Source organism: Synechococcus sp. H55.11, from assembly GCF_047462475.1.
In the GTDB taxonomy this organism is placed as follows: domain Bacteria; phylum Cyanobacteriota; class Cyanobacteriia; order Thermostichales; family Thermostichaceae; genus Thermostichus.
Genome location: NZ_JANSJI010000018.1, coordinates 23,437 through 43,042 on the forward strand (window position 1 = coordinate 23,437; position 19,606 = coordinate 43,042).

Consider the following 19,606-nt stretch of genomic DNA (forward strand, 5'->3'; position numbering starts at 1 on the left):
CCAGACCACCATGCCCAGAGGACACGCGCGCCCTGGGCCGTTTGTACCCAGAAGCGGATTGCCGGGATATCTGGGTGGACCCTGTACGACGCCCCCAGAGCCTTGGATCGATGAGAGCTCAGTACAAAGACCGATGTTCTGCTTTTGGCAGTGGGATTAGCCTAGAGGTGTTGCAACTGCGATGTATGGTGAGCAGCTTTTCCCCTGCCCAATCGACCGAACTCAAGATGCCGGTAACGGTTGGCATCCCCGTTACACCTGCTGCGGATCAGGCTGAGGCTGGCCACCTACTGATCGTGGATGACCAGCCCTACAGTCGCCTGTTGCTGGGGGATCTGTTGGAGAGCATTGGCTATCGGGTCAGCGAGGCCGAAAGTGGCCATCAAGCCCTGCAGATGTTGCAAACCTTCCAGCCGGATCTGATCTTGCTGGATGTGATGATGCCGGGGTTGGATGGGTTCGAGGTCTGTCGCCGCATCAAAGCTGATGAGGAGACGCGCCTGATCCCGGTGGTGTTGATCACGGCGGCCAGCGACCGCACAAATCGCGTGCGCGGCATCGAGGCTGGAGCCGATGATTTCTTGAGCAAGCCCTTTGACGAGTCGGAATTGTTGGCGCGGGTGCGTTCCCTCGTTCGCCAAAAGCACCTCAATGAAGACTTGGATCATGCTGCCCAGGTTTTGTTCGCCATTGCCCGCAGCGTAGAAAGTCGGGATCCCACCACTGGGGATCACTGTGAGCGCCTGGCACAACTGGCCAAGAGCTTCGGCGAGTTTCTCCAGCTACCCCGTCCCCTGATCAAGGTGCTGACCTGGGGAGGCTACCTGCACGACATCGGCAAAGTGGGCATACCCGATGCCATCTTGGGTAAAACGGGCAAACATACGCCGGCAGAGTGGGAAGTGATGAAATCCCACGTCTTGATCGGAGAGGAAATCTGCCGCCCGCTGCGCACCATGAAGGATGTGCTGCCCCTCATCCGTCACCACCACGAGCGTTGGGACGGCAGCGGCTATCCCGACGGCCTCAAGGGAGAAGAGATTCCACTCGTGGCCCGCATCTTCCAGATTGCCGATATCTACGACGCCCTTACCTCGGAGCGACCCTACAAGCGAGCCTTCACCGTTCAAGAGGCCATGGGCATCCTGCGGGAAGAGACGGCAAGGGGATGGCGGGATCCCTACTTGGTGGAGCGTTTCTTTGAGTTTCTGCAATCGCGCCTGCCGGATCTGAAGTAGGCTGGAGAGGGTTATTTGTGTTGTGTTGGCAGGATAGAGCCTTTTGCTGGGTGCCGATCCGTTGCGTCGTTGCGTAGGCTGTCGCCAGTTGTTTCCTCGCTCGCAATTGTGGCGGCTGGTTCGACAATTTGACTCCCACCAAGTGCTTTTGGATCAGGGTATGGGGCGTTCTGCCTATGTCTGTCGCCGGCTAGAATGTTTGCAGGCAGCCCGACGCAAGCAACAGATGAGCAGAGCCCTCAAAGCACCTGTGCCCGATTCGGTGTTTCAACGGCTGGAGCAGCAACTGCTGCACGATTCTGAGGCCCAAGGCCCCTGGGAAACATCACCTCCGGAGGCCAGTGCTTCAGACAAAACCTAGGCAGCTCCAGAATTGGCCAAGGTAAGATATTGAGACACCTTTTTAGGTTCATCCAGTTGTGAACTACACGGCAGCCCCTCTCAACTGTCAGAATGGGGGTTGGCTGGGTCAGCCTAGGCTGGTCTGTATGAGCCGCAGAAAGGTTATTCTAAAAGCGCTGTTGATGTTGGTTCCTTCCCCGGTTGTCTTAACTTTATGTCCTCTGCGGATGTTTCCAAAGCAGCTTCGGACTTAGATTCCCTCCAGTCTGCGTCCTTGAAGGATCGCCGAGACGCTGTCGATGTACCGGAGGAAGCGCCCACACACCCAACAGGTTCAGTCCTACTCACTAATTATTTGGATAGTAAAACTGACAAGTAGAAAGGAGCAGAGGCTAGCAGACGAATGACCGATAAAGTTCGACTTTATGACATTGCCCGGGAAATGGGGCGCGACAGTCGGGATGTGTTGGAGGTTTGTGAGCAACTGGGGATCCCTTTCAAAACCCACAGCAGCACCATTTCTCCGGAGCAAGCCGAGTTGGTGCGCAGCAAGCTGGGCGCCCCCCGCATTGTGAAACCTTCTCAGCCCCGGCCCAAACCCCAATGGGACAACCCGCCGCCGGAGCCTCCTGCTGAAGCCAAAGCCAGTGAGCGCCCTCCCCAGAAAGGGCCCGGCACCGCCAGCGCGATCGTCGGCATTCGCCGCCCTGCACCTGCTCAGCAGCAAGCCCCAGTTGGCGAGGCCAACCCCGCTGCCGCTCCGCCGGCTGCCAAACCTTCCCTGTCTCGACCTGAGCGAGTCTCCGCCGGTGGCGCTCAGCTCATCGGCCCGCCGCGGCGACAAGTCAGCTCCCCTGCCCCTTCATCTGAGGCCGCCCAAAAGCCGGATAGCCTGCCTCAACCGGCAGCTCCTCCCGTTCGCCCTGAGCCTACAACGGCCAAAGCCAGCAGCTCAGAACCCAGTCCTGTGCCCAAGCGCCCAACTGTGCTCACGCCCCCTCGACGAGCTGCCACCGAGACGGAACCACCGGCAGAGCGTCCTGGATCTCCGCAACAGGTTTCTGAGCTCCCTCGCCCCCCGGAAGCCCCATCCCTCAGCCGTGCCCCTCGGCCTGGAGAAGAGAAAGCGCCTTCTCATCAGCCTGCACAGCGCCCGCGTCCACAACTGGTGGGCGCACCCGTTCGTCCCAGCAGTCGCCCTGAGCCGCGCCCGCCGGCAGTCAAGAAGGAAGAGAGCTCCGGCAGCAGCAAAGCCGGTGAAGCTCCTCGTCCACAGCGGCGGATAGAACTGGTGGGGCCTCCTACCCGTCCTGTGGCCAAGCCAGCCCCCCTCGACCCGGATGCCGCCACTCCCTTGCCAGAAAGGATCCCGGGGGAACGTCCCAGCCCAGTGTTGGCCGAGGCTCCCGTACGTCCTACCGCACCCAAGGTCAAGCGCAAAACAGAAGAAGAAGAGGAGGAGGAGCTACAAGCCCTCAATCGACGGGCTGCCCGCGCCCAAGTCAAACGCAAACGCAGCCGCAGACGAGGGGAAGGAGACGGGGATGGCTTGGATTTGGATCCCATGGCCGTCATTTCGGCGGTCAAGCAGGCTGAGCTGAACGCCCTCAAGCCCTTGGCCCGCCCTACTGCCAAGCCTCCTTCCTATCGTCCACCTGCGGCAACGGCTGCTCCCACTACCCGTCCCCGTCCCGCTGCCCGCTCGCAGCAGCCATCTACCTCCGCCGAAGCCAACACTGCTGTTCGTGTCGGCGAGACGGAGTCCTTGCCGGCAGAGAAGGTGTTGCTCTTGGAGGGCAGCCTCACCGTTCAGGAATTGGCCCACCGCCTGCGTGTAGCCGAAACTGAGATCATCAAAACCCTCTTTTTCAAGGGGGTGATGGTGACCATCAATCAGGTTTTGGACGAGTCGCTGGCCGAGTCGGTAGCCACAGAGTTTGGGTACGAGGTTCGCCGGCCAAAGGCAGAATCCGAAGTCAAAAAAACCGAGATGCTGGACGTGGAGGACATCGACCATCTGGTCTTGCGTCCGCCAGTGGTGACCATCATGGGCCACGTAGACCACGGCAAAACCACCCTGCTCGATGCCATCCGCGACACCAAGGTGGCCCAGGGCGAGGCTGGCGGGATCACCCAGCGCATCGGCGCCTACCACGTGGATGTGGACTTTGAAGGCCAGAAGCGGCGCATAGTTTTCCTAGATACTCCCGGCCACCAGGCTTTTACCGCCATGCGCGCCCGCGGCGCCCGCGTCACCGACATTGCCGTTTTGGTGGTGGCTGCCGACGATGGGGTGCAGCCGCAGACGCTGGAGGCGATCAGCCATGCTCGGGCGGCCCAGGTGCCGATCATCGTGGCCATCAACAAGATCGACAAGCCCGGCAGCCAGCCGGAGCGCATCAAGCAGCAGTTGGCGGAACACGGGCTGTTGCCGGAGGAGTGGGGTGGGGATACACCCATGGTAGAGGTGAGCGCCCTCACCCGCCGCAACCTGGACGCCCTGCTGGAGATGATCCTGTTGGTGGCCGATGTGGCGGAGCTGCAGGCCAACCCCAACCGTCCTGCCCGCGGCACGGTGATCGAAGCCCACCTGGACAAGGCCCGCGGCCCGGTGGCCACTCTGTTGGTGCAGAACGGCACCCTGCGGGTGGGGGATACGCTGGTGGCCGGTGCCGTCTTGGGCCGGGTCAAGGCGATGATGGACGATCGCGGCCAGCGGCTGCAGGAAGCCGGGCCATCTTCGGCGGTGCAACTGCTGGGTATGGATGAGGTTCCAGCAGCCGGTGACGAGTTTCAGGTTTACACCGACGAAAAAGAAGCCCGTCGCATTGCCCAAGAGCGGGCGGAGGCGCTGCGGCAAACCCGTTTGCAACAGGCGCTGCTGTCTCGTCGCGTCAGCTTGGGCAGCATTTCTGCCAAGGCCCAAGAAGGCCAGCTCAAGGAGTTGAACCTCATTATCAAGACGGATGTGCAGGGATCCGCCGAGGCCATCCAGACAGCGCTGCGGGATTTGCCCCAAGAGGAAGTGCAGTTGCGGGTGCTGCTGGCGGCCCCCGGGGAGATCACAGAGACCGACGTGGATTTGGCGGCGGCCAGCGACGCGATCATCCTGGGTTTCAACACCACCCTGGCTCCCGGCGCGCGGCAGGCTGCCGACGACAAGGGCGTGGATGTGCGCGAATACGACATCATCTACAACCTGCTGGACGATCTGCGAGCGGCCATGGAGGGCCTGCTGGAGCCGGAGGAGGTGGAAGAGCCCTTGGGCCAGGCGGAAGTGCGCATGGTGATCCCCATCAGCCGCGGTGCGGTTGCCGGCAGCTACGTGCTCTCCGGCAAGGTGCAGCGCAATGCTCTGGTGCGGGTTCGCCGCAAAGGGGAGGTGGTCTACCAGGGCCGTCTCGATTCTCTGAAGCGCTTCAAAGACGACGTGCGGGAGGTGGCCGCCGGTTTCGAGTGCGGGATCGGCATCGAGAAGTTCCACGCTTGGCAAGAGGGGGACATCATCGAGGTCTACCAGATGGTCACCAAGCGACGGACACTGGCTCCTGCCTAGTCCCAGCCGGTGGTAGAGTTTCAGGGATCCCAGCCCCAAGGGATCCCTGGGGAGAGTTTCCCCCCAAAGCAATGGAGAAAATCTTAAGTGGCCAGAGGGAGGAAATGGATGCAACAGAGCCAGAGACTGAGCCAGATGTTGTTTGTGACGCTGCGGGAGGATCCCGCCGAAGCAGAACTGCCCAGCCACAAGTTGCTGCTGCGGGGCTGCTTTATCCGGCGGCTCTCCCCGGGGATCTACACCTATTTGCCGCTCCTCTGGCGGGTGCTGCAGAAGATCTCGGACATTGTCCGGGAAGAGATGAACGCCATTGGCGCTCAGGAGTGTCTGCTGCCCCAGTTGCAGCCGGCGGAGATCTGGCGGGAATCGGGCCGCTGGGACGTGTACACCCAAGCCGAAGGGATCATGTTTGCCCTCAAAGATCGGCAGGGACGCGAGCAGGCCCTGGGCCCCACCCATGAAGAGGTGATCACCCTGCTGGCGCGGGATCTGATCCGCTCCTATCGCCAGTTGCCGCAGACCCTCTATCAAATCCAGACCAAGTTCCGCGACGAGATCCGGCCCCGCTTTGGCCTGATGCGGGGGCGGGAATTCATCATGAAAGACGCCTACTCCTTCCACGCCAACGAAGAGAGCCTGCGCCAGACCTACCAGGACATGTACCGGGCCTACAGCCGCATCCTGCGCCGCTGCGGGCTGGAGTTTCGCGTGGTGGATGCCGACGCCGGAGCCATTGGCGGGCCATCCGCGGCTTCTCAGGAGTTTATGGTGTTGGCCTCTGCCGGCGAAGACGAGATCCTCTACACCCCCGATGGCTCTTATGCCGCCAATGTGGAGAAGGCCGTCTCCCTTCCGCCACCGGCAGCAGACTCCCCCTACACCACCTTCCAGGTTCTGGACACGCCGGGAACCGAAACCATCGAGAAGCTGGCCGATTTCTTGAAGATCTCCCCCACTCTGATTGTCAAAAACGTCCTCTACCAAGCCCTTTACGACAACGGCCTGCGGGTGGTGGTGCTGCTGAGCATTCGCGGCGATCAAGAGGTGAATGAGGTAAAACTGGCCAACCACCTCAGCCGTCTGGCGGAGCGTTACCAGGCCCACAAATTGCTCACCCTCACCCTGGCGGACGCGGAGATCCAGAAAAGCTGGCAAGGGGATCCGATCCCGGTGGGCTACATCGCCCCCGACCTGCCGGATAGCTGCCTGGGCCGGCAGAAACACTTTGCCCCTCAGATCTTGCGCCTAGTTGACCAGACGGCAGCCCTGCTGAAAAACTTTGTAACCGGCAGCAACCAGGTGGGGCGGCACGTGGTGGGGGCCAACTGGGGCGAGCAGTACCCTCTGCCGGAGGTGGTGGACGTGCGCAAAGCCCAGGCGGGGGATCGCTGTCTGCTCAACCCCGACCAGATTCTGGAAACCGCCCGTGGCATCGAGATTGGGCACATCTTCCAGTTGGGCCTCAAGTTTTCGCTGCCGATGCGGGCCACCTTTACCGACGAGCAGGGCGTCGAGCAGCCGCTGTGGATGGGCTGCTACGGCATTGGGGTATCGCGCCTGGCCCAGGCGGCGGTGGAACAATCCCACGATGCCCATGGGATCATCTGGCCGGTGGCCATTGCCCCCTATCACGTGGTGGTGGTGGTGCCTAACGTCTCCGACCCGGAGCAGATGCAGGTGGCGGAAAAGTTGGTGCAGGAACTGGCTGCTGCCGGCATCGAGACCCTCTGGGACGACCGGGACGAGCGGGCCGGCGTCAAGTTCAAAGATGCGGATCTCATCGGGATCCCTTACCGCCTTACCACCGGGCGCAGTCTTAAGCAGGGCAAGGTGGAATTGGCCGAGCGGGCCACCGGCCAAGCGGTAGAAATTCCCATTGAGGAAGTGGTGGCTACCCTGAAAGAGCGGATTGCTGCTGCCCTAGCCGTGCCAGATTGAGTAGGGCTTTTGTCGTCACCAATGCTGAAAGGCAGCCTCGATTATCTATTGCGCGGCAAGAACATCCTGCTGGTGGTGGAAGCCAAAAAGGACGATCTGACGCGGGCTTTTGTCCAAATGGCGGTGGAGATGATCGCCCTGGCCCAGGTGGAGCCGCAAACGCAGATCTGCGGCGCCGTCACCATCGGATCTATCTGGCAATTCGGACAGATCCTTGGGGATCCACAGACAATCCGACAAGACTTGACCTTGTACCGAGTACCGGAAGATCTGGAGAGCGTTGCCGGCATCCTCACGGCCATGGTAGGGGATCCCAGCCAACCATGAAACCCAAAACCCTCTGGTTTGCCCTGCAATTGATGGTGGCCGCTGCGGTTATCAGCGCGGCGATCAAATACGGTGGCCCCTATCTGGCCTTGCCGGAGACCCTGCCGGTGATCCTCGCCATGATCGTCTCGCCCACCTTGGTCATGGCCGGGATCCTGTGGCGCTGGCAACAGCGGTCTTCTCTTTCCCCAACCCGCGTCCAAGAGGCCCTGCCAACTGCAAACTCTGAGAACCCAAAAGTCTCTCAGCCGCCTTCCGATTGACCCTCACCCCCAACCCCTCTCCCAGAGGTGAGCCCTCACCCCCAGCCCCTCTCCCAGAGGGAGAGGGGAGCTTGGCCGCCACTGCCAGACCGGCAGGCCGACAACCTCAGTCCAACTAAGTGGACAGCCTACTGCTGGGTGAGGCGCAAGGTCACCGTCGGGCTGGTTTGGTTGCCAGAGGTGGCCGTGAGATTGATCTGATACACGGTGCCGGAGGCCGGAATGGGCGGCCGCACCGTAACGGTGAAGCGGCCTTGGGCATCGGCTTGCACGGTTTGGTTGGTCACCGTCTGTTGGGCGCTGATGATGCCCCCCAGCGAGGTCGAAGCCGTTACATTCACCCGCACGGAAGCATTGGGAGCCGTGGTGCCCTGCAGCGTAAAGGAAGAGCCGGCAACCCGATCCCCATCGCGCAAGTTGGTGATCTGGGGCAGCAGGCTGGAGGGGCTGATCGTCGCGGAAACCTCTTGGGTGGTGAGCCGCTGGATCCCCCCAGTAGCCCCCTCGATCAGGCGGGCCGGCTGCTCTGCAGTCATAAAGCGCACCTGGCCGTTGTTTTCTAAGCGAGCGATGACGATCCCCTCACGGGTAGTATCCTTCGGCTCAATCAAGGCATTGACCACATAGGTGCCGCTGGAAACTTCCTGAGCCGGCAGAGTTTGCACCTGCCGTCCGTCCTGGACAAGGTAAACGGTTACTCGGCTGGAGGGAGTGCCCTTGACAGTTACCAGCAGGATCTCGCCCGCGGCCAAGGGGCGATTGCCGGCGTTGTGATCCACCAGGTCGATAGAGGCGCGGACGGGGCTACCCACGGTGAAGCTCCAGGTAACACGGCGGGTCACCCCCTGGGTGTTGGTGAACTCCAGCAGGACTTCCCGCCGTCCCGGCGGCAAGGGCTGGGCAGGACGGTAGGTGAAGAAATCCCGGGTAATCACCGACTCAGCAGTAACATCTTTGCCATCCAGAAAAACCCGCACCGTCTCCGGGCGCACGCTGACCCCATCTTGGCTACGAAAAGAAGCCGAGATCGGCGAGGTGGGCTCCACATTAGTGGCCGCTTGAGCCGGGCTGGGATCCGTAATTTGCTGAGCCCTTGCCGGCGGGCCCGACAACCCCACAACAGCAGCGCCGATCAGCAAGGCACGGGGAAACCAAGAATACAAGTTATCGCTCATGAGACCGTCCAAAATAAGGTTAAGTTGGCCTATAGGTGAGTAGCCCAGAGGCAGAGCAAAGTCAACCTAGACCTCCTGTTTGCATCCTGTCACAGGGGTCGATTGCTGTCGATACGCCTACACCTCCGCCTGGCTCTCCCCTAGACCCAACCCCAGTGTCAGATTTAAGTAAGGTTAACTGCCATCTAACGCCTAGGGCAAGGATGAGAAAGCAGCCGCGAAAGCCCAGAGGCTACATTTTGCCCGCTCAAGCTGGCATCAATTCACGAAAATAGCGCCTGTCTCTTGTAAATCGAGACAATGGTCGCCGGACACATCGTTGACCAGGCGCACTTCTACGGTGATGACATTCAAGGGATCCACGCTCACCCGGTAGCCCACGGGGGACAACATCGGCGTGTTGATGGCCATACAATTGGGGATGGGCAGGTTGCTCAGGCGCAAGGTTTCTCCGGCAGCCAGTTCCGATACGTTCTGGCGCGGATCGGTAAAGCCGTATTCCAGAGGCAGGCCGGTGCGATTGCGGATCACCAGCTCGGCAGGCAGGTTGGGGTTGAAGCGGGCCACCGGGCGATCGAAAACCGATTGATCCACACCCACCGGCAGGCGCGGCAGCGGCACCGTCTGAAAGGCAGGCTGAGCGACAGCACGGTGTCCACCCACCCAGGCTGACAAAGCGGCCATGATCAAGCCAATTCTTTTGCTTCGTTTCGCGTACCTCATGCTTCTGCCTCAGAATACGCCTTGTACAGAATTGAGATGCCCTTCCTCGTCTGCTTGTATTGTTCCCAAAAAGGGCTGGCCGGGCCAGATGGCCGCTGTTTTTTCAAGGCTAGGCCCCAACAAGGGCCATCGCCGCGCCGCCCAGCTTAAAATCCCATGGGAGGAAGTTAAATTGGAGTTAACGCTGCAAAGGGAGGCATGGCTGTGCCAGAAGAACCGGAAAAACCAGAGAAAAGCTATTCCTGGAAGGGCAGTGCCAACGCGGGCCGGGTACTGACGATTTTGGCCGTCGTGGGGGGAGTGGTCATTCTACTGGCGGGCTTCCTGCAGTAGGCCGAGCTGTCAGACCCAAAGTTGGCGCAAGAACATCCGCCTATCGCTGGAAGCCAACGTTTTCCCTGCTATGAAACTATGAAACAACTTTCTCGCTCCCTTCTCCCACAAGGGGAAAAGGGTTGGGGGAGCAAGTGTCTCAACCTTGCTTGAAACAACCGCAATGTTTTGCAAGTCCTGCTAACAAGTTGTCAGCCTTCGCTAAGTCTTGTCAAGTTGTGCCACCATCGGGCAGCAAAAAGACCCAGCAGGGATCCCTGCTGGGCTCAGGCCGGAGGAGCAAAAATCCTAGCCTAGGAGCTGACGAGCGGTATTGAGCACATTCTCCACCGTAAAGCCGAACTTCTCCATGCAGACAGGGCCGGGGGCGGAGGCGCCAAAGCGGTCGATGCCGATGGCCACCCCCTCAAAGCCCAGGTACTTGTGCCAGCCAAAGGTGGATCCCGCCTCGACGGAGATGCGCTTGGTAACATTGGGGGGCAAGACGGAGTCGCGGTAGCTCTGAGGCTGGGCCTCGAACAGCTCCATGCAGGGCATGGAAACCACCCGTACCGCTCGGCCTTCCTGCTGCAGTTGAGCAGCGGCCTTCACCGCCAGCTCCAGCTCTGAGCCAGTGGCAATCAAGATAAGCTCCGGGTTGGGAGCATCCACCACCACATAGGCCCCCTTGGCTACCCCCTCAATGGAGGTGCCTTCTACGGGGTTGACCGCCTGCCGGGTAAACACCAGCACCGACGGGGTGGACATGGCCTCGAGGGCCACCTGGTAGGCTCCCACCGTCTCGCGGGCGTCCGCCGGGCGGATGACGTAGAGGTTGGGGATGGCCCGCAGAGAGGCCAGCGTCTCAATGGGCTGGTGGGTGGGGCCGTCTTCTCCTAGGGCCACTGAGTCGTGGGTCATGACGTGCAACACCCGCGCCCGCGAGAGGGCCGACAGGCGGATGGCCGGCCGCATGTAGTCGGTGAAGATCAAGAAGGTGGCGTCGTAGGGAATGAGGCCGCCGTGCAGAGCCATGCCATTGGCGATGGCTCCCATGCCGTGTTCCCGTACCCCGAAGCGGAAGTTGCGCCCGTGGTAGGAGCCGGCCTGAAACTCCGGGATCCCCTTCAAGTAGGTCATGTTGGAATGGGCCAGATCGGCGGATCCCCCCAGCAGCTCTGGCACCGCCTTGGCCAGGGCGTTGAGACAAAACTTGGAGAGGTTGCGGGTGGATTCTTTGCCAGTTTCGGCAATGGGAGCCAACGCTTCTTTCCAGCCCGCAGGCAGCTCCCCGGCCATGATGCGCTTGAACTCGGCGGCCTCTTCCGGGTAGGCCTTCTCGTAGGCGGCAAAGCGCTCGTTCCACTCCGCCTCGGCTTTGGCCCCCTTATCGATGGCCTGGCGGAAGTGGGCCAGCACCTCGTCGGGGATGTAGAACTCCGGCTCCAGCGGCCAGCCGAGGTTTTGTTTGGTGAGCTTGACCTCTTCCGGCCCCAGGGGCGCCCCGTGGACGCTCTCGCTGCCGGCTTTGTTGGGGGATCCGTAGCCGATGGTGGTCTCGACGATGATCAAAGAAGGCTTGTCGGTGACCTCCTTGGCTTTTTGGATGGCTTCGGCGATCCCCTTCAGGTCGTGGTTGCCATCCTCCACTTTTTGCACGTGCCAGCCGTAGGCCTCGTAGCGCTTGCCCACATCTTCGGTGAAGGCAATTTCCGTACTGCCGTCGATGGAGATGTGGTTGCTGTCGTAGAGCATGATCAGCTTGCCCAGTTTGAGGTGGCCGGCCAGCGAGGCCGCTTCCGAGGCCACCCCCTCCATGTTGCAGCCGTCACCCAAGATCACGTAGGTGTAGTGATCCACAATCGTGTGGCCGGGCTTGTTGAAGCGGGCCGCCAGGTGGGCCTCAGCAATCGCCAGCCCTACCGCATTGCCCACCCCCTGTCCCAGCGGGCCGGTGGTCACCTCCACGCCGGGGGTTTCAAAGTTTTCCGGGTGGCCGGGGGTTTTGGATCCCCACTGGCGAAACTGCTTGATGTCCTCCAGACTGACATCAAAGCCCGTCAGGTGCAGCAGGGCATATTGCAGCATGCAGCCGTGGCCCGCCGAGAGGACAAAGCGATCCCGATCCACCCATTTGGGGTTGCGGGGGTTGAACTTCAAAAACTGCTGCCAAAGCACATAGGCCATGGGTGCTGCCCCCATCGGCAGGCCGGGGTGGCCGGAGTTGGCTTTCTGAACAGCATCCACCGCCAAAAAACGAATCGTGTTGATGGCAAGTTGTTCCAGGGAGGGAGGAGCAGCAACAACCATGTGGGATCCCTATCGCTCGACATTCGCTTTCCAGTATGCCGTGTTTTGGGTCTCGCTTCCGAACCAGTGGGGATCCATCGAGCTGGGAATTGGCCTGGGCCGGTCTCGGCTGGGCAAAATGACAGGCTAAGCTGAGAGATACGCTTGCCGCCATTTCTGGTTGGAGGGTTTTCATTGAGCGCTGTTTCTTCGCCTAGCGGTAAACCGCCCTGGCTGCGGGCCAAAGCCCCCCAACGGGCCGGGTCTGTCCAGCAACTGCTGCGGGACTTGGGCCTGAACACGGTTTGCGAAGAGGCTTCCTGTCCCAACTTAGGGGAATGCTTTGCCAACGGCACCGCCACCTTCTTGATCATGGGCCCGGCCTGTACCCGCGCCTGCCCCTACTGTGATATCGACTTCACCAAACGGCCTTTGCCCTTGGATCCCACTGAGCCGCTGCGGGTGGCAGAAGCGGTGGAACGCTTGGGGTTGCGCCACGCGGTCATCACCTCGGTGAATCGGGACGACCTGCCGGATGGCGGAGCCAGCCAGTTTGTTGCTTGCATCACGGAAATCCGCCGCCGCAGGCCCCAGACGACCATCGAGGTCTTGATCCCGGATCTGTGCGGCAACTGGCAGGCCTTGGAGCAAATTCTCGCCGCCCGCCCAACGGTGCTCAACCACAACACGGAAACCGTGCCCCGCCTCTACCGGCTGGTGCGCCCCCAGGGGAACTACGAGCGCTCCCTGCGGCTTTTGGAACTGGCGCGGCAATGGGATCCCGGCCTCTACACCAAGTCGGGGGTGATGCTGGGCTTGGGAGAAGCCGCCGCGGAGATTTTGCAGGTGATGCGGGATCTGCGCCGGGTGGGCTGCGACATCCTCACTCTTGGCCAATACCTGGCGCCCAGCCCCAAACACCTGCCGGTGGAGCGTTATGTCGCCCCCGAAGAGTTCGACCACTGGCGGCAAGTGGGGGAAGAGCTGGGCTTTTTGCAGGTGGTGTCTTCGCCTCTAACCCGCAGCTCCTACCATGCTGAAGCCGTGCAAGACCTGATGCGGCGCTTTCCCAAAGGAGGATCGTGAGCCCCGATTCTCTGCCAAGCTAGACTGCTGAAAGCCCAAGGCTGGTCTGTTCTTGACACCGCCAAGGGAACCCAATCATGGACATGAACAGGATCCGTCGTTTTACTGGCAGCAGCTCAGAAAATGGCTTGGTTCCTTCACCTCAGGGTTGGCTACAGCCCTTCCGCTGGCGGCTGCCCCTGGTCAGTGCAGAAGAGTATGCCGAGTTGGTGCTGGAGCTAATGCGGGAGTCTCGCCTCAGCCTCAACTACTTGATGTTGGTGCTTGGCTCCTGTGTCATTGCCACGTTGGGCTTGCTGGCCAATAGCCCGGCTGTGATCATTGGGGCGATGATCGTGGCTCCTTTGATGTTGCCGATTCGCGGCATGGCCATGGGGGCTTTGGACGGGAATGTAGTCTTGTTTCGGACAGGTATCCTATCTCTGACCGTGGGAACCGGAATTGGGTTAGGAGTATCTTTCCTGCTGGGGCGATGGGTAGGTCTTCCCAACTGGGGCAGCGAAATTTTGGCCCGCACTCAACCCAACCTATTGGATCTGGGAGTGGCGCTAGCGGCAGGGGGAATCGGCGCTTTTGCCAGGGTGCGCAAAGAGATCGCCGACAGTTTGGCAGGGGTGGCGATTGCTGTGGCGTTGATGCCGCCGGTGTGTGTGATTGGCTTAGGGTTGGCCCATGGAGACTGGGAGATCAGCCTGGGGGCGGCGCTCCTCTATTCCACGAACCTGTTGGGAATTGCCTTGGCCTGTATGCTCACCTTTTTGGTGATGGGCTACGCCCCTTTGCACAAGGCCCGTTCTGGATTGGCTTGGGTGTTTGGCCTGGTGATGCTGTTGCTGGTGCCGCTGGCAGCCAGTATGACCCAACTGCTGTATCAATCTCGGCTGGAATTGGCGCTACGAACCGCTCTGCTCAACAGAACCATTACATTCCAACGGGTAACCCTCTTGCGCAGCGAGTTTAACTGGGTAGCCGATCCGCCGGAGGTGGTGCTGTCGGTGCGAGCAGACGAGCCCGTCACACCGAGACAGGTGGCACTACTAGAAGAGTTTGTGGAAGCTGAGGTGGGTCGCCCTTTCACCCTGATTTTTCAGGTGGTACAAGACCAGGAGGTGCGCCGAGAAACGCTTGCCCCAGAGGAGCCTGAGGTGAACTCTCCAGAAACAACTTTCCCCCCCGATCAAAGGGAATAACTCTTGCCTACTAATTGGCGGATGGGCTGGTTACAGCGTCAGGGATCCCACCTTTTGTTCTAACAACTGGGCTAGATCTTGCAAGAAAGCTGCGGCGTGGGCACCGTAGATGACGCGGTGGTCGCAGGTGAGGTTAACCTGCATCTGGGAGCGGATGGCGATGGCTTTTTCCGGCGTGGCCACCACGGTGGGGCGAGCAGCACCAATGGCCAAGATGGATCCCTGGTTGGGAGGCAGGATGGCGTCGAAGCGATCCACCCCAAACATGCCCAGGTTGGAGAGGGTAAAGGTGCCGCTGGTGTACTCCTCCGGCTGCAGTTGCTTGCGCCGCGCCCGCTCCACCAGATCCTTCCAGCGGCGGGAGATCTCGTAGAGATCGATCCGGTTGGCCTGCCTGAGCACAGGGGTAATTAGGCCCCCATCTTCCATGGCCACCGCCACGGCGATGTTGATGTCGGCTTTGTAATGGATCCCGTTTTCGGTGTAGCTGGCGTTGAGGAGGGGGTGCTTTTCTAGAGTCACGGCCACAGCCTTGACCAAAAGGGCCGTCAAGGTTACCCCTTTGGGTTTTACCTGTTGGTAAAGCTGATCCAGGCTGTCAGTGGTGATGGTGTAGCCGACGTGGAACACCGGCACGCCCAAGCTGGCGTTCATGTTGCGCACCACCGCCGCCTGCAGGGTGCTCAGGGGAACCACTTCTCCCAGGGGCACAGAGACGGGGGGAGGAGTGACCGAGGAAGGAGCTGCCGCCGGGGCAGAGGCGGGCTGAGCTGCGGCCCGCTCCACATCTTCGGCTACGATGCGCCCACCAGGGCCGGAGCCGCGCACCGTGCGCAGGTCAACCCCCAGGCTTTCTGCCAATTTTTTCGCCCGTGGGGAAGCCAGGATGCGCTGGGATCCAGCTCCGTCGGAGCCACTTGGGGGCGTGGAGGGGGGGCTTGCTGCAGGCGCAGGGGTTGGCCGTTGAACGGTGGGGACAGAGGCCGCGCTAGGGGTAGCCGCCGGCGCAGCACCCTTAGAGAGGGCCTTGGCTCTCTCCTGGGCCTCGGCCAGCTCCGCTTCGGTTTCAGCAATGAGGGCGATGGGGGCGCCCACCGGCGCCGATTCCCCGGCTGGGATGAGGATGCTGGCCAGAATGCCGCTGTGGAAGGACTCCACATCCATGTCTGCTTTGTCCGACTCCACCACCAGGATGTTTTCTCCTTTCTCCACCCGGTCGCCGGGGTTCTTCAGCCAGGCAACGATCTTGCCCGTTTCCATGGTGGAGCTGAGGGCCGGCATGGAGAGTTCGTGGATCATGGCGGGGGTGGCAACACAGCAGAGAAGATTGTAACCCAGCAGACGGGATCCCGGCGCACTCCCCTAGGCCTAGTGGGCGCCGGCAGCTTCCGCCTCGGCCACCACCAACAGGGTTTTCAGCAGGGAATCGGGGTTGAGGCTGATGGAGTCGATCCCCTGCTGCACCAGGAAGCGGGCAAAGTCAGGGTAGTCGCTGGGGGCTTGTCCACAGATGCCAATCTTGCGCCCGTGGCTTTTCACCGTCTGGATCACCTGGGCAATCATCCGCTTGACGGCCTCGTGGCGCTCGTCAAAAAGGTGGGCCACCAGGGCCGAGTCGCGGTCCAACCCCAGGGTGAGCTGGGTGAGGTCGTTGGAGCCGATGGAGAAGCCGTCGAAGATCTGGCAGAACTCGTCGGCCAGGATGACGTTGCTGGGCAGCTCGCACATGACGTACACCTGCAGGCTGTTTTCCCCCCGCACTAGGCCGTGGCGGGCCATCTCCTCCAGCACCTTGTGCCCCTCTTCCGGGGTGCGGCAGAAGGGGATCATCAAGATGACGTTGGTCAGGCCCATCTCGTCCCGCACCCGTTTCATGGCCCGGCACTCCAGCGCAAAGCCATCGCGGTAGCGGGGATCCGTGTAGCGGGAGGCCCCCCGCCAGCCGATCATCGGGTTTTCCTCGTGGGGCTCATAGCGGGATCCGCCCAGCAGGTGGGCGTATTCGTTGCTCTTGAAGTCCGACAGGCGCACAATCACCGGCTTGGGGTAGAAGGCAGCGGCGATGGTGGCCACTCCCTGGGCCAGCTTGTCTACAAAGTACTCCGGCTTGTCGGCATACTGGGCGGTGAGCTCCGCCAGGCTCGGCTCTTCCTTGACCGCCTCGTTGTAGTGGATCAAGGCCAGAGGGTGGATCTGGATGTGGTTGGCGATGATGAACTCCAGCCGCGCCAGACCCACGCCGTCGCAAGGGATCTCGCTCAGGCCAAAGGCTTTTTCCGGGTTGCCCACGTTCATCATCAGTTGGGTGCGGGGGCGGGGCAGCTCCTCTAGCGGGATCTCCGTCACCTCATAGGGCAATAGACCAGGATAGACGCGCCCTTCCTCCCCTTCGGCGCAGGAGACGGTGATGGGATCGCCGGAGCGGAGCACCTGCGTGGCGTTGCCGCAGCCAACAATGGCCGGGATCCCCAGCTCGCGGGCGATGATGGCCGCATGGCAGGTTCTGCCCCCCTGGTTGGTGACGATGGCGCTGGCCTTTTTCATAATCGGCTCCCAGTCGGGATCGGTTTTCTCCGTCACCAGCACCTCGCCGGCCTGGAACTGATCCGAGCGGCGCACATCCAAAATGACGCGGGCTGTGCCCTGGCCGATGGCTTCCCCCACCGCCCGTCCCCGCACCAGGGGGTCTGGGCGCGCCTCCGTCTGCGTAAAGCGGTAGGTCTTGAGGCGGTTGGTGGCCTTTTGGGATTGCACCGTCTCGGGGCGGGCCTGGACGATGAACAGCTCGCCCGTGATCCCGTCTTTGGCCCACTCGATGTCCATGGGGGTGAAGCGGCCCCGCAGCGCCGAGTAGTGCTCCTCGATGAGGCAGGCCCAGCGAGCCAGCTCTAGGATCTCGTCGTCCTGCAGGGCATATTGGCGGCGCAGGCTCTCGGGGACGGGTACGTTTTTGGTGGAACGGGATCCCTCCTCGTCGTAGACCAGCTTCAGGGCCTTGCTGCCCAGCTTGCGGGAGAGGATGGGGCGCAGCCCCTGCTTTAGGGTAGGTTTGAAGACCACGTATTCGTCGGGGTTGACGATGCCTTGCACCACGTTTTCCCCCAGCCCATAGGCAGCGGTGATCAGCACTGCGTCTTTAAAGCCCGTTTCTGGGTCGATGGAGAACATCACCCCCGAACAGGCCAAGTCGGAGCGCACCATCTTCTGCACCCCCACCGAGAGGGCCACCTGGAAGTGGTCAAAGCCCTTGATCTGGCGGTAGGAGATGGCCCGGTCGGTAAACAGGCTGGCAAAGCAGCGGTGGCAGGCATTCAGCACTGCCTGGATCCCGTGCACGTTGAGGTAGGTCTCCTGCTGGCCGGCAAAGCTGGCATCCGGCAGGTCTTCTGCTGTGGCGCTGGAGCGCACCGCCACATCGGTATCGGGGCCGTAGCGCTCGCACAGCTTCTGGTAGGCTTCGCTGATGGCCTGCTCCAACTCTGGGGGGAAAGGCGTCTGCAGGATCAAGGTGCGGGCGGCTTTGCCCCGCTCGCGCAGGTTCCGCACATCCTCGATATCGAGGTCTTTGAGGATCTCCCGCAGCTTCTCCTCGAGGCCAGCAGCGGCGATGAACTGGCGATAGGCATGGGCGGTGGTGGCAAACCCCAGGGGCACGCGGATTCCTTTGGGGGTCAACTGCTGCAGCATTTCCCCTAGAGAGGCGTTTTTCCCACCCACCTGGGCCACGTCCCGCAGCCCCACCTCTGTGAGGGGCACAACCAAGGGTGGCTCTGAGCCAAGCTGGCGGTGAGGGGATTGTTGAAGCTGGGATCCCAGCGTTGCTCCATCCGACATGCTTTGTCTCCTTATGCCCATCAGAGCAAGCGTGAATAAGTGTTGTGATAGTTGTGTGTAGCAAAAAACTTCCCCTGGCCAGGACCTGGCCTAGCTTTGAGGGTCTATACCCCCACTGTACTGAGGGTTTTCCTGGGGCTAGAATCCCGGCACAACGCCCCCAGAGACGGCTGAGATGGGGAGGAGACAAAGGCAATCTCGCCAGGATCCAGCTGAAAGAGCTGCCACAAATCTTCGCCCTTTTTTACCTAATGCAAAAGTAACCGCTCTGCCACAATGTTTTCAAAGCAGCAGTTTGCCGAAACAGGGCAAATGGAAGGCCCCAGGGATCCGGTGGCAGCAATTCGCCAGGTAAGAGTGACGGAAAAACAGCAGGGCTTGCGGCTGGATCGCGGGTTGGCGGAACAACTGCCGGAGCTGTCGCGCTCGCGCCTGCAGCAGCTCATTCGCCAGGGCCAGGTTTGGCTCAATGGGCGGCCCTGCCTGGATAAGGATCGCCCCCTGCAAGCCGGGGATGAGATTGAGGTGCGGATCCCGCCAGCCACCCCTACAACTCTGGAGCCGGAGCGGATCCCCTTAGACATTCTCTACGAAGATGAGGATCTGCTGGTCATCAACAAGCCGCGCGGCCTGGTGGTGCATCCTGCTCCTGGACATGCCAGCGGCACGCTGGTGCACGCACTGCTGGCCCACTGTCCTCACCTTTCTGGAATCAACGGCGAGCTGCGCCCAGGGATCGTCCATCGCCTCGACAAGGACACCACCGGCGCCCTGGTGATTGCCAAACACGATCAGGCCCACCAGCATCTGCAGGCCCAGATCCAGGCCAAGACGGCTCGGCGCATCTATCTAGGGGTGGTGTTTGGCCGGCCAGCCCAGAGCCAAGGCACGATCTCTGCCCCCATTGGCCGCCACCCGGTGGAGCGGCAGAAGATGGCGGTTTTGCCCTCTGGCCAAGGGCGAGCGGCGGTAACCCACTGGCAGGTGCTGGAGCGCCTGGGCAACTACACCCTGATGCAGTTTGAACTGGAGACCGGCCGCACCCATCAAATTCGGGTGCATGCCGCCCACCTGCGCCTGCCCATTGTCGGGGATCCCCTCTATACCCAGAGCAAAACCAGCCCCGTCAAACTCAGCGGCCAAGCTCTCCACGCCTGGAAGCTCTCCTTTGTCCACCCGCGCACCGGCCAGCCGCTGCAGTTTACTGCCCCTCTGCCGGAAGAGTTTGAGCGGCTGCTGCGGCAGTTGCGCAGCCAGGCCGGATAGGCAGCTTCTAGGGTCGCTCTCGGCCCTGTCTGGCCTGTCCAATCAGGGTTCATGCTGATCCCCGTGA

The 19,606-nt window shown here is 61.4% G+C and carries 15 protein-coding genes; 10 read left to right on the forward strand and 5 right to left on the reverse strand.

From position 1 onward, the window contains the following. Positions 1 to 110 precede the first annotated feature (110 nt). The 6 genes from NW853_RS00540 (at position 111) to NW853_RS00565 (ending at position 7,664) form a co-directional block, all read left to right on the forward strand. Positions 111 to 1,238 (forward strand): HD-GYP domain-containing protein, encoded by a 1,128-nt coding sequence (locus NW853_RS00540; protein ID WP_414333124.1) that lies wholly within the window; start codon positions 111 to 113, stop codon positions 1,236 to 1,238. A 61-nt stretch (positions 1,239 to 1,299) separates the two neighbouring features. Beyond that, complete coding sequence (locus tag NW853_RS00545; protein ID WP_414347130.1) at positions 1,300 to 1,599, forward strand: YlxR family protein; 300 nt, start codon at positions 1,300 to 1,302, stop codon at positions 1,597 to 1,599. Positions 1,600 to 1,983: 384 nt separating this feature from the next. Further along, positions 1,984 to 5,136 (forward strand): translation initiation factor IF-2, encoded by a 3,153-nt coding sequence (gene infB / locus NW853_RS00550; protein ID WP_414347116.1) that lies wholly within the window; start codon positions 1,984 to 1,986, stop codon positions 5,134 to 5,136. A 108-nt stretch (positions 5,137 to 5,244) separates the two neighbouring features. Continuing rightward, a complete protein-coding gene (locus NW853_RS00555; protein WP_414333119.1) occupies positions 5,245 to 7,074 on the forward strand; it encodes a proline--tRNA ligase in 1,830 nt (609 codons plus the stop codon). A gap of 21 nt (positions 7,075 to 7,095) precedes the next feature. Next, complete coding sequence (locus tag NW853_RS00560; protein WP_414347118.1) at positions 7,096 to 7,401, forward strand: hypothetical protein; 306 nt, start codon at positions 7,096 to 7,098, stop codon at positions 7,399 to 7,401. After that, on the forward strand, positions 7,398 to 7,664 hold the full coding sequence (locus NW853_RS00565) for a hypothetical protein (protein WP_414333116.1): 267 nt from the start codon (positions 7,398 to 7,400) through the stop codon (positions 7,662 to 7,664). Before NW853_RS00560 ends, NW853_RS00565 begins: the two co-directional genes overlap by 4 nt. A gap of 128 nt (positions 7,665 to 7,792) precedes the next feature. Here the strand turns inward: NW853_RS00565 and NW853_RS00570 are convergent, their stop codons facing one another. After that, entirely contained in the window at positions 7,793 to 8,839 is a 1,047-nt protein-coding gene (locus NW853_RS00570) for a hypothetical protein (RefSeq protein ID WP_414347120.1), read from the reverse strand. A 258-nt stretch (positions 8,840 to 9,097) separates the two neighbouring features. Beyond that, positions 9,098 to 9,523 (reverse strand): hypothetical protein, encoded by a 426-nt coding sequence (locus NW853_RS00575; RefSeq protein WP_414333112.1) that lies wholly within the window; start codon positions 9,521 to 9,523, stop codon positions 9,098 to 9,100. 237 nt (positions 9,524 to 9,760) lie between these two features. Between NW853_RS00575 and NW853_RS00580 the strand changes: the two genes are divergently transcribed. After that, the gene (locus tag NW853_RS00580) at positions 9,761 to 9,895 is read left to right on the forward strand and encodes a hypothetical protein (protein WP_414347122.1); all 135 of its coding nucleotides are present in this window, start codon (positions 9,761 to 9,763) and stop codon (positions 9,893 to 9,895) included. A 288-nt stretch (positions 9,896 to 10,183) separates the two neighbouring features. On the opposite strand, the gene tkt is transcribed toward NW853_RS00580, so the two are convergent. Beyond that, complete coding sequence (gene tkt / locus NW853_RS00585) at positions 10,184 to 12,184, reverse strand: transketolase (protein WP_414333110.1); 2,001 nt, start codon at positions 12,182 to 12,184, stop codon at positions 10,184 to 10,186. A 174-nt stretch (positions 12,185 to 12,358) separates the two neighbouring features. On the opposite strand from tkt, the gene lipA reads away from it, so the two are divergent. Next, complete coding sequence (gene lipA, locus NW853_RS00590) at positions 12,359 to 13,249, forward strand: lipoyl synthase (RefSeq protein WP_414347124.1); 891 nt, start codon at positions 12,359 to 12,361, stop codon at positions 13,247 to 13,249. A gap of 77 nt (positions 13,250 to 13,326) precedes the next feature. Then, on the forward strand, positions 13,327 to 14,439 hold the full coding sequence (locus NW853_RS00595) for a DUF389 domain-containing protein (RefSeq protein ID WP_414333106.1): 1,113 nt from the start codon (positions 13,327 to 13,329) through the stop codon (positions 14,437 to 14,439). 30 nt (positions 14,440 to 14,469) lie between these two features. On the opposite strand, the gene NW853_RS00600 is transcribed toward NW853_RS00595, so the two are convergent. Continuing rightward, a complete protein-coding gene (locus tag NW853_RS00600; RefSeq protein ID WP_414347125.1) occupies positions 14,470 to 15,738 on the reverse strand; it encodes a dihydrolipoamide acetyltransferase family protein in 1,269 nt (422 codons plus the stop codon). Positions 15,739 to 15,807: 69 nt separating this feature from the next. After that, on the reverse strand, positions 15,808 to 18,273 hold the full coding sequence (gene ppsA / locus NW853_RS00605) for a phosphoenolpyruvate synthase (RefSeq protein ID WP_414347127.1): 2,466 nt from the start codon (positions 18,271 to 18,273) through the stop codon (positions 15,808 to 15,810). Positions 18,274 to 18,549: 276 nt separating this feature from the next. Here ppsA and NW853_RS00610 point away from each other — a divergent pair, with 276 nt between their 5' ends. Beyond that, entirely contained in the window at positions 18,550 to 19,539 is a 990-nt protein-coding gene (locus NW853_RS00610) for an RluA family pseudouridine synthase (protein WP_414347128.1), read from the forward strand. The last annotated feature ends 67 nt before the right edge of the window (positions 19,540 to 19,606 follow it).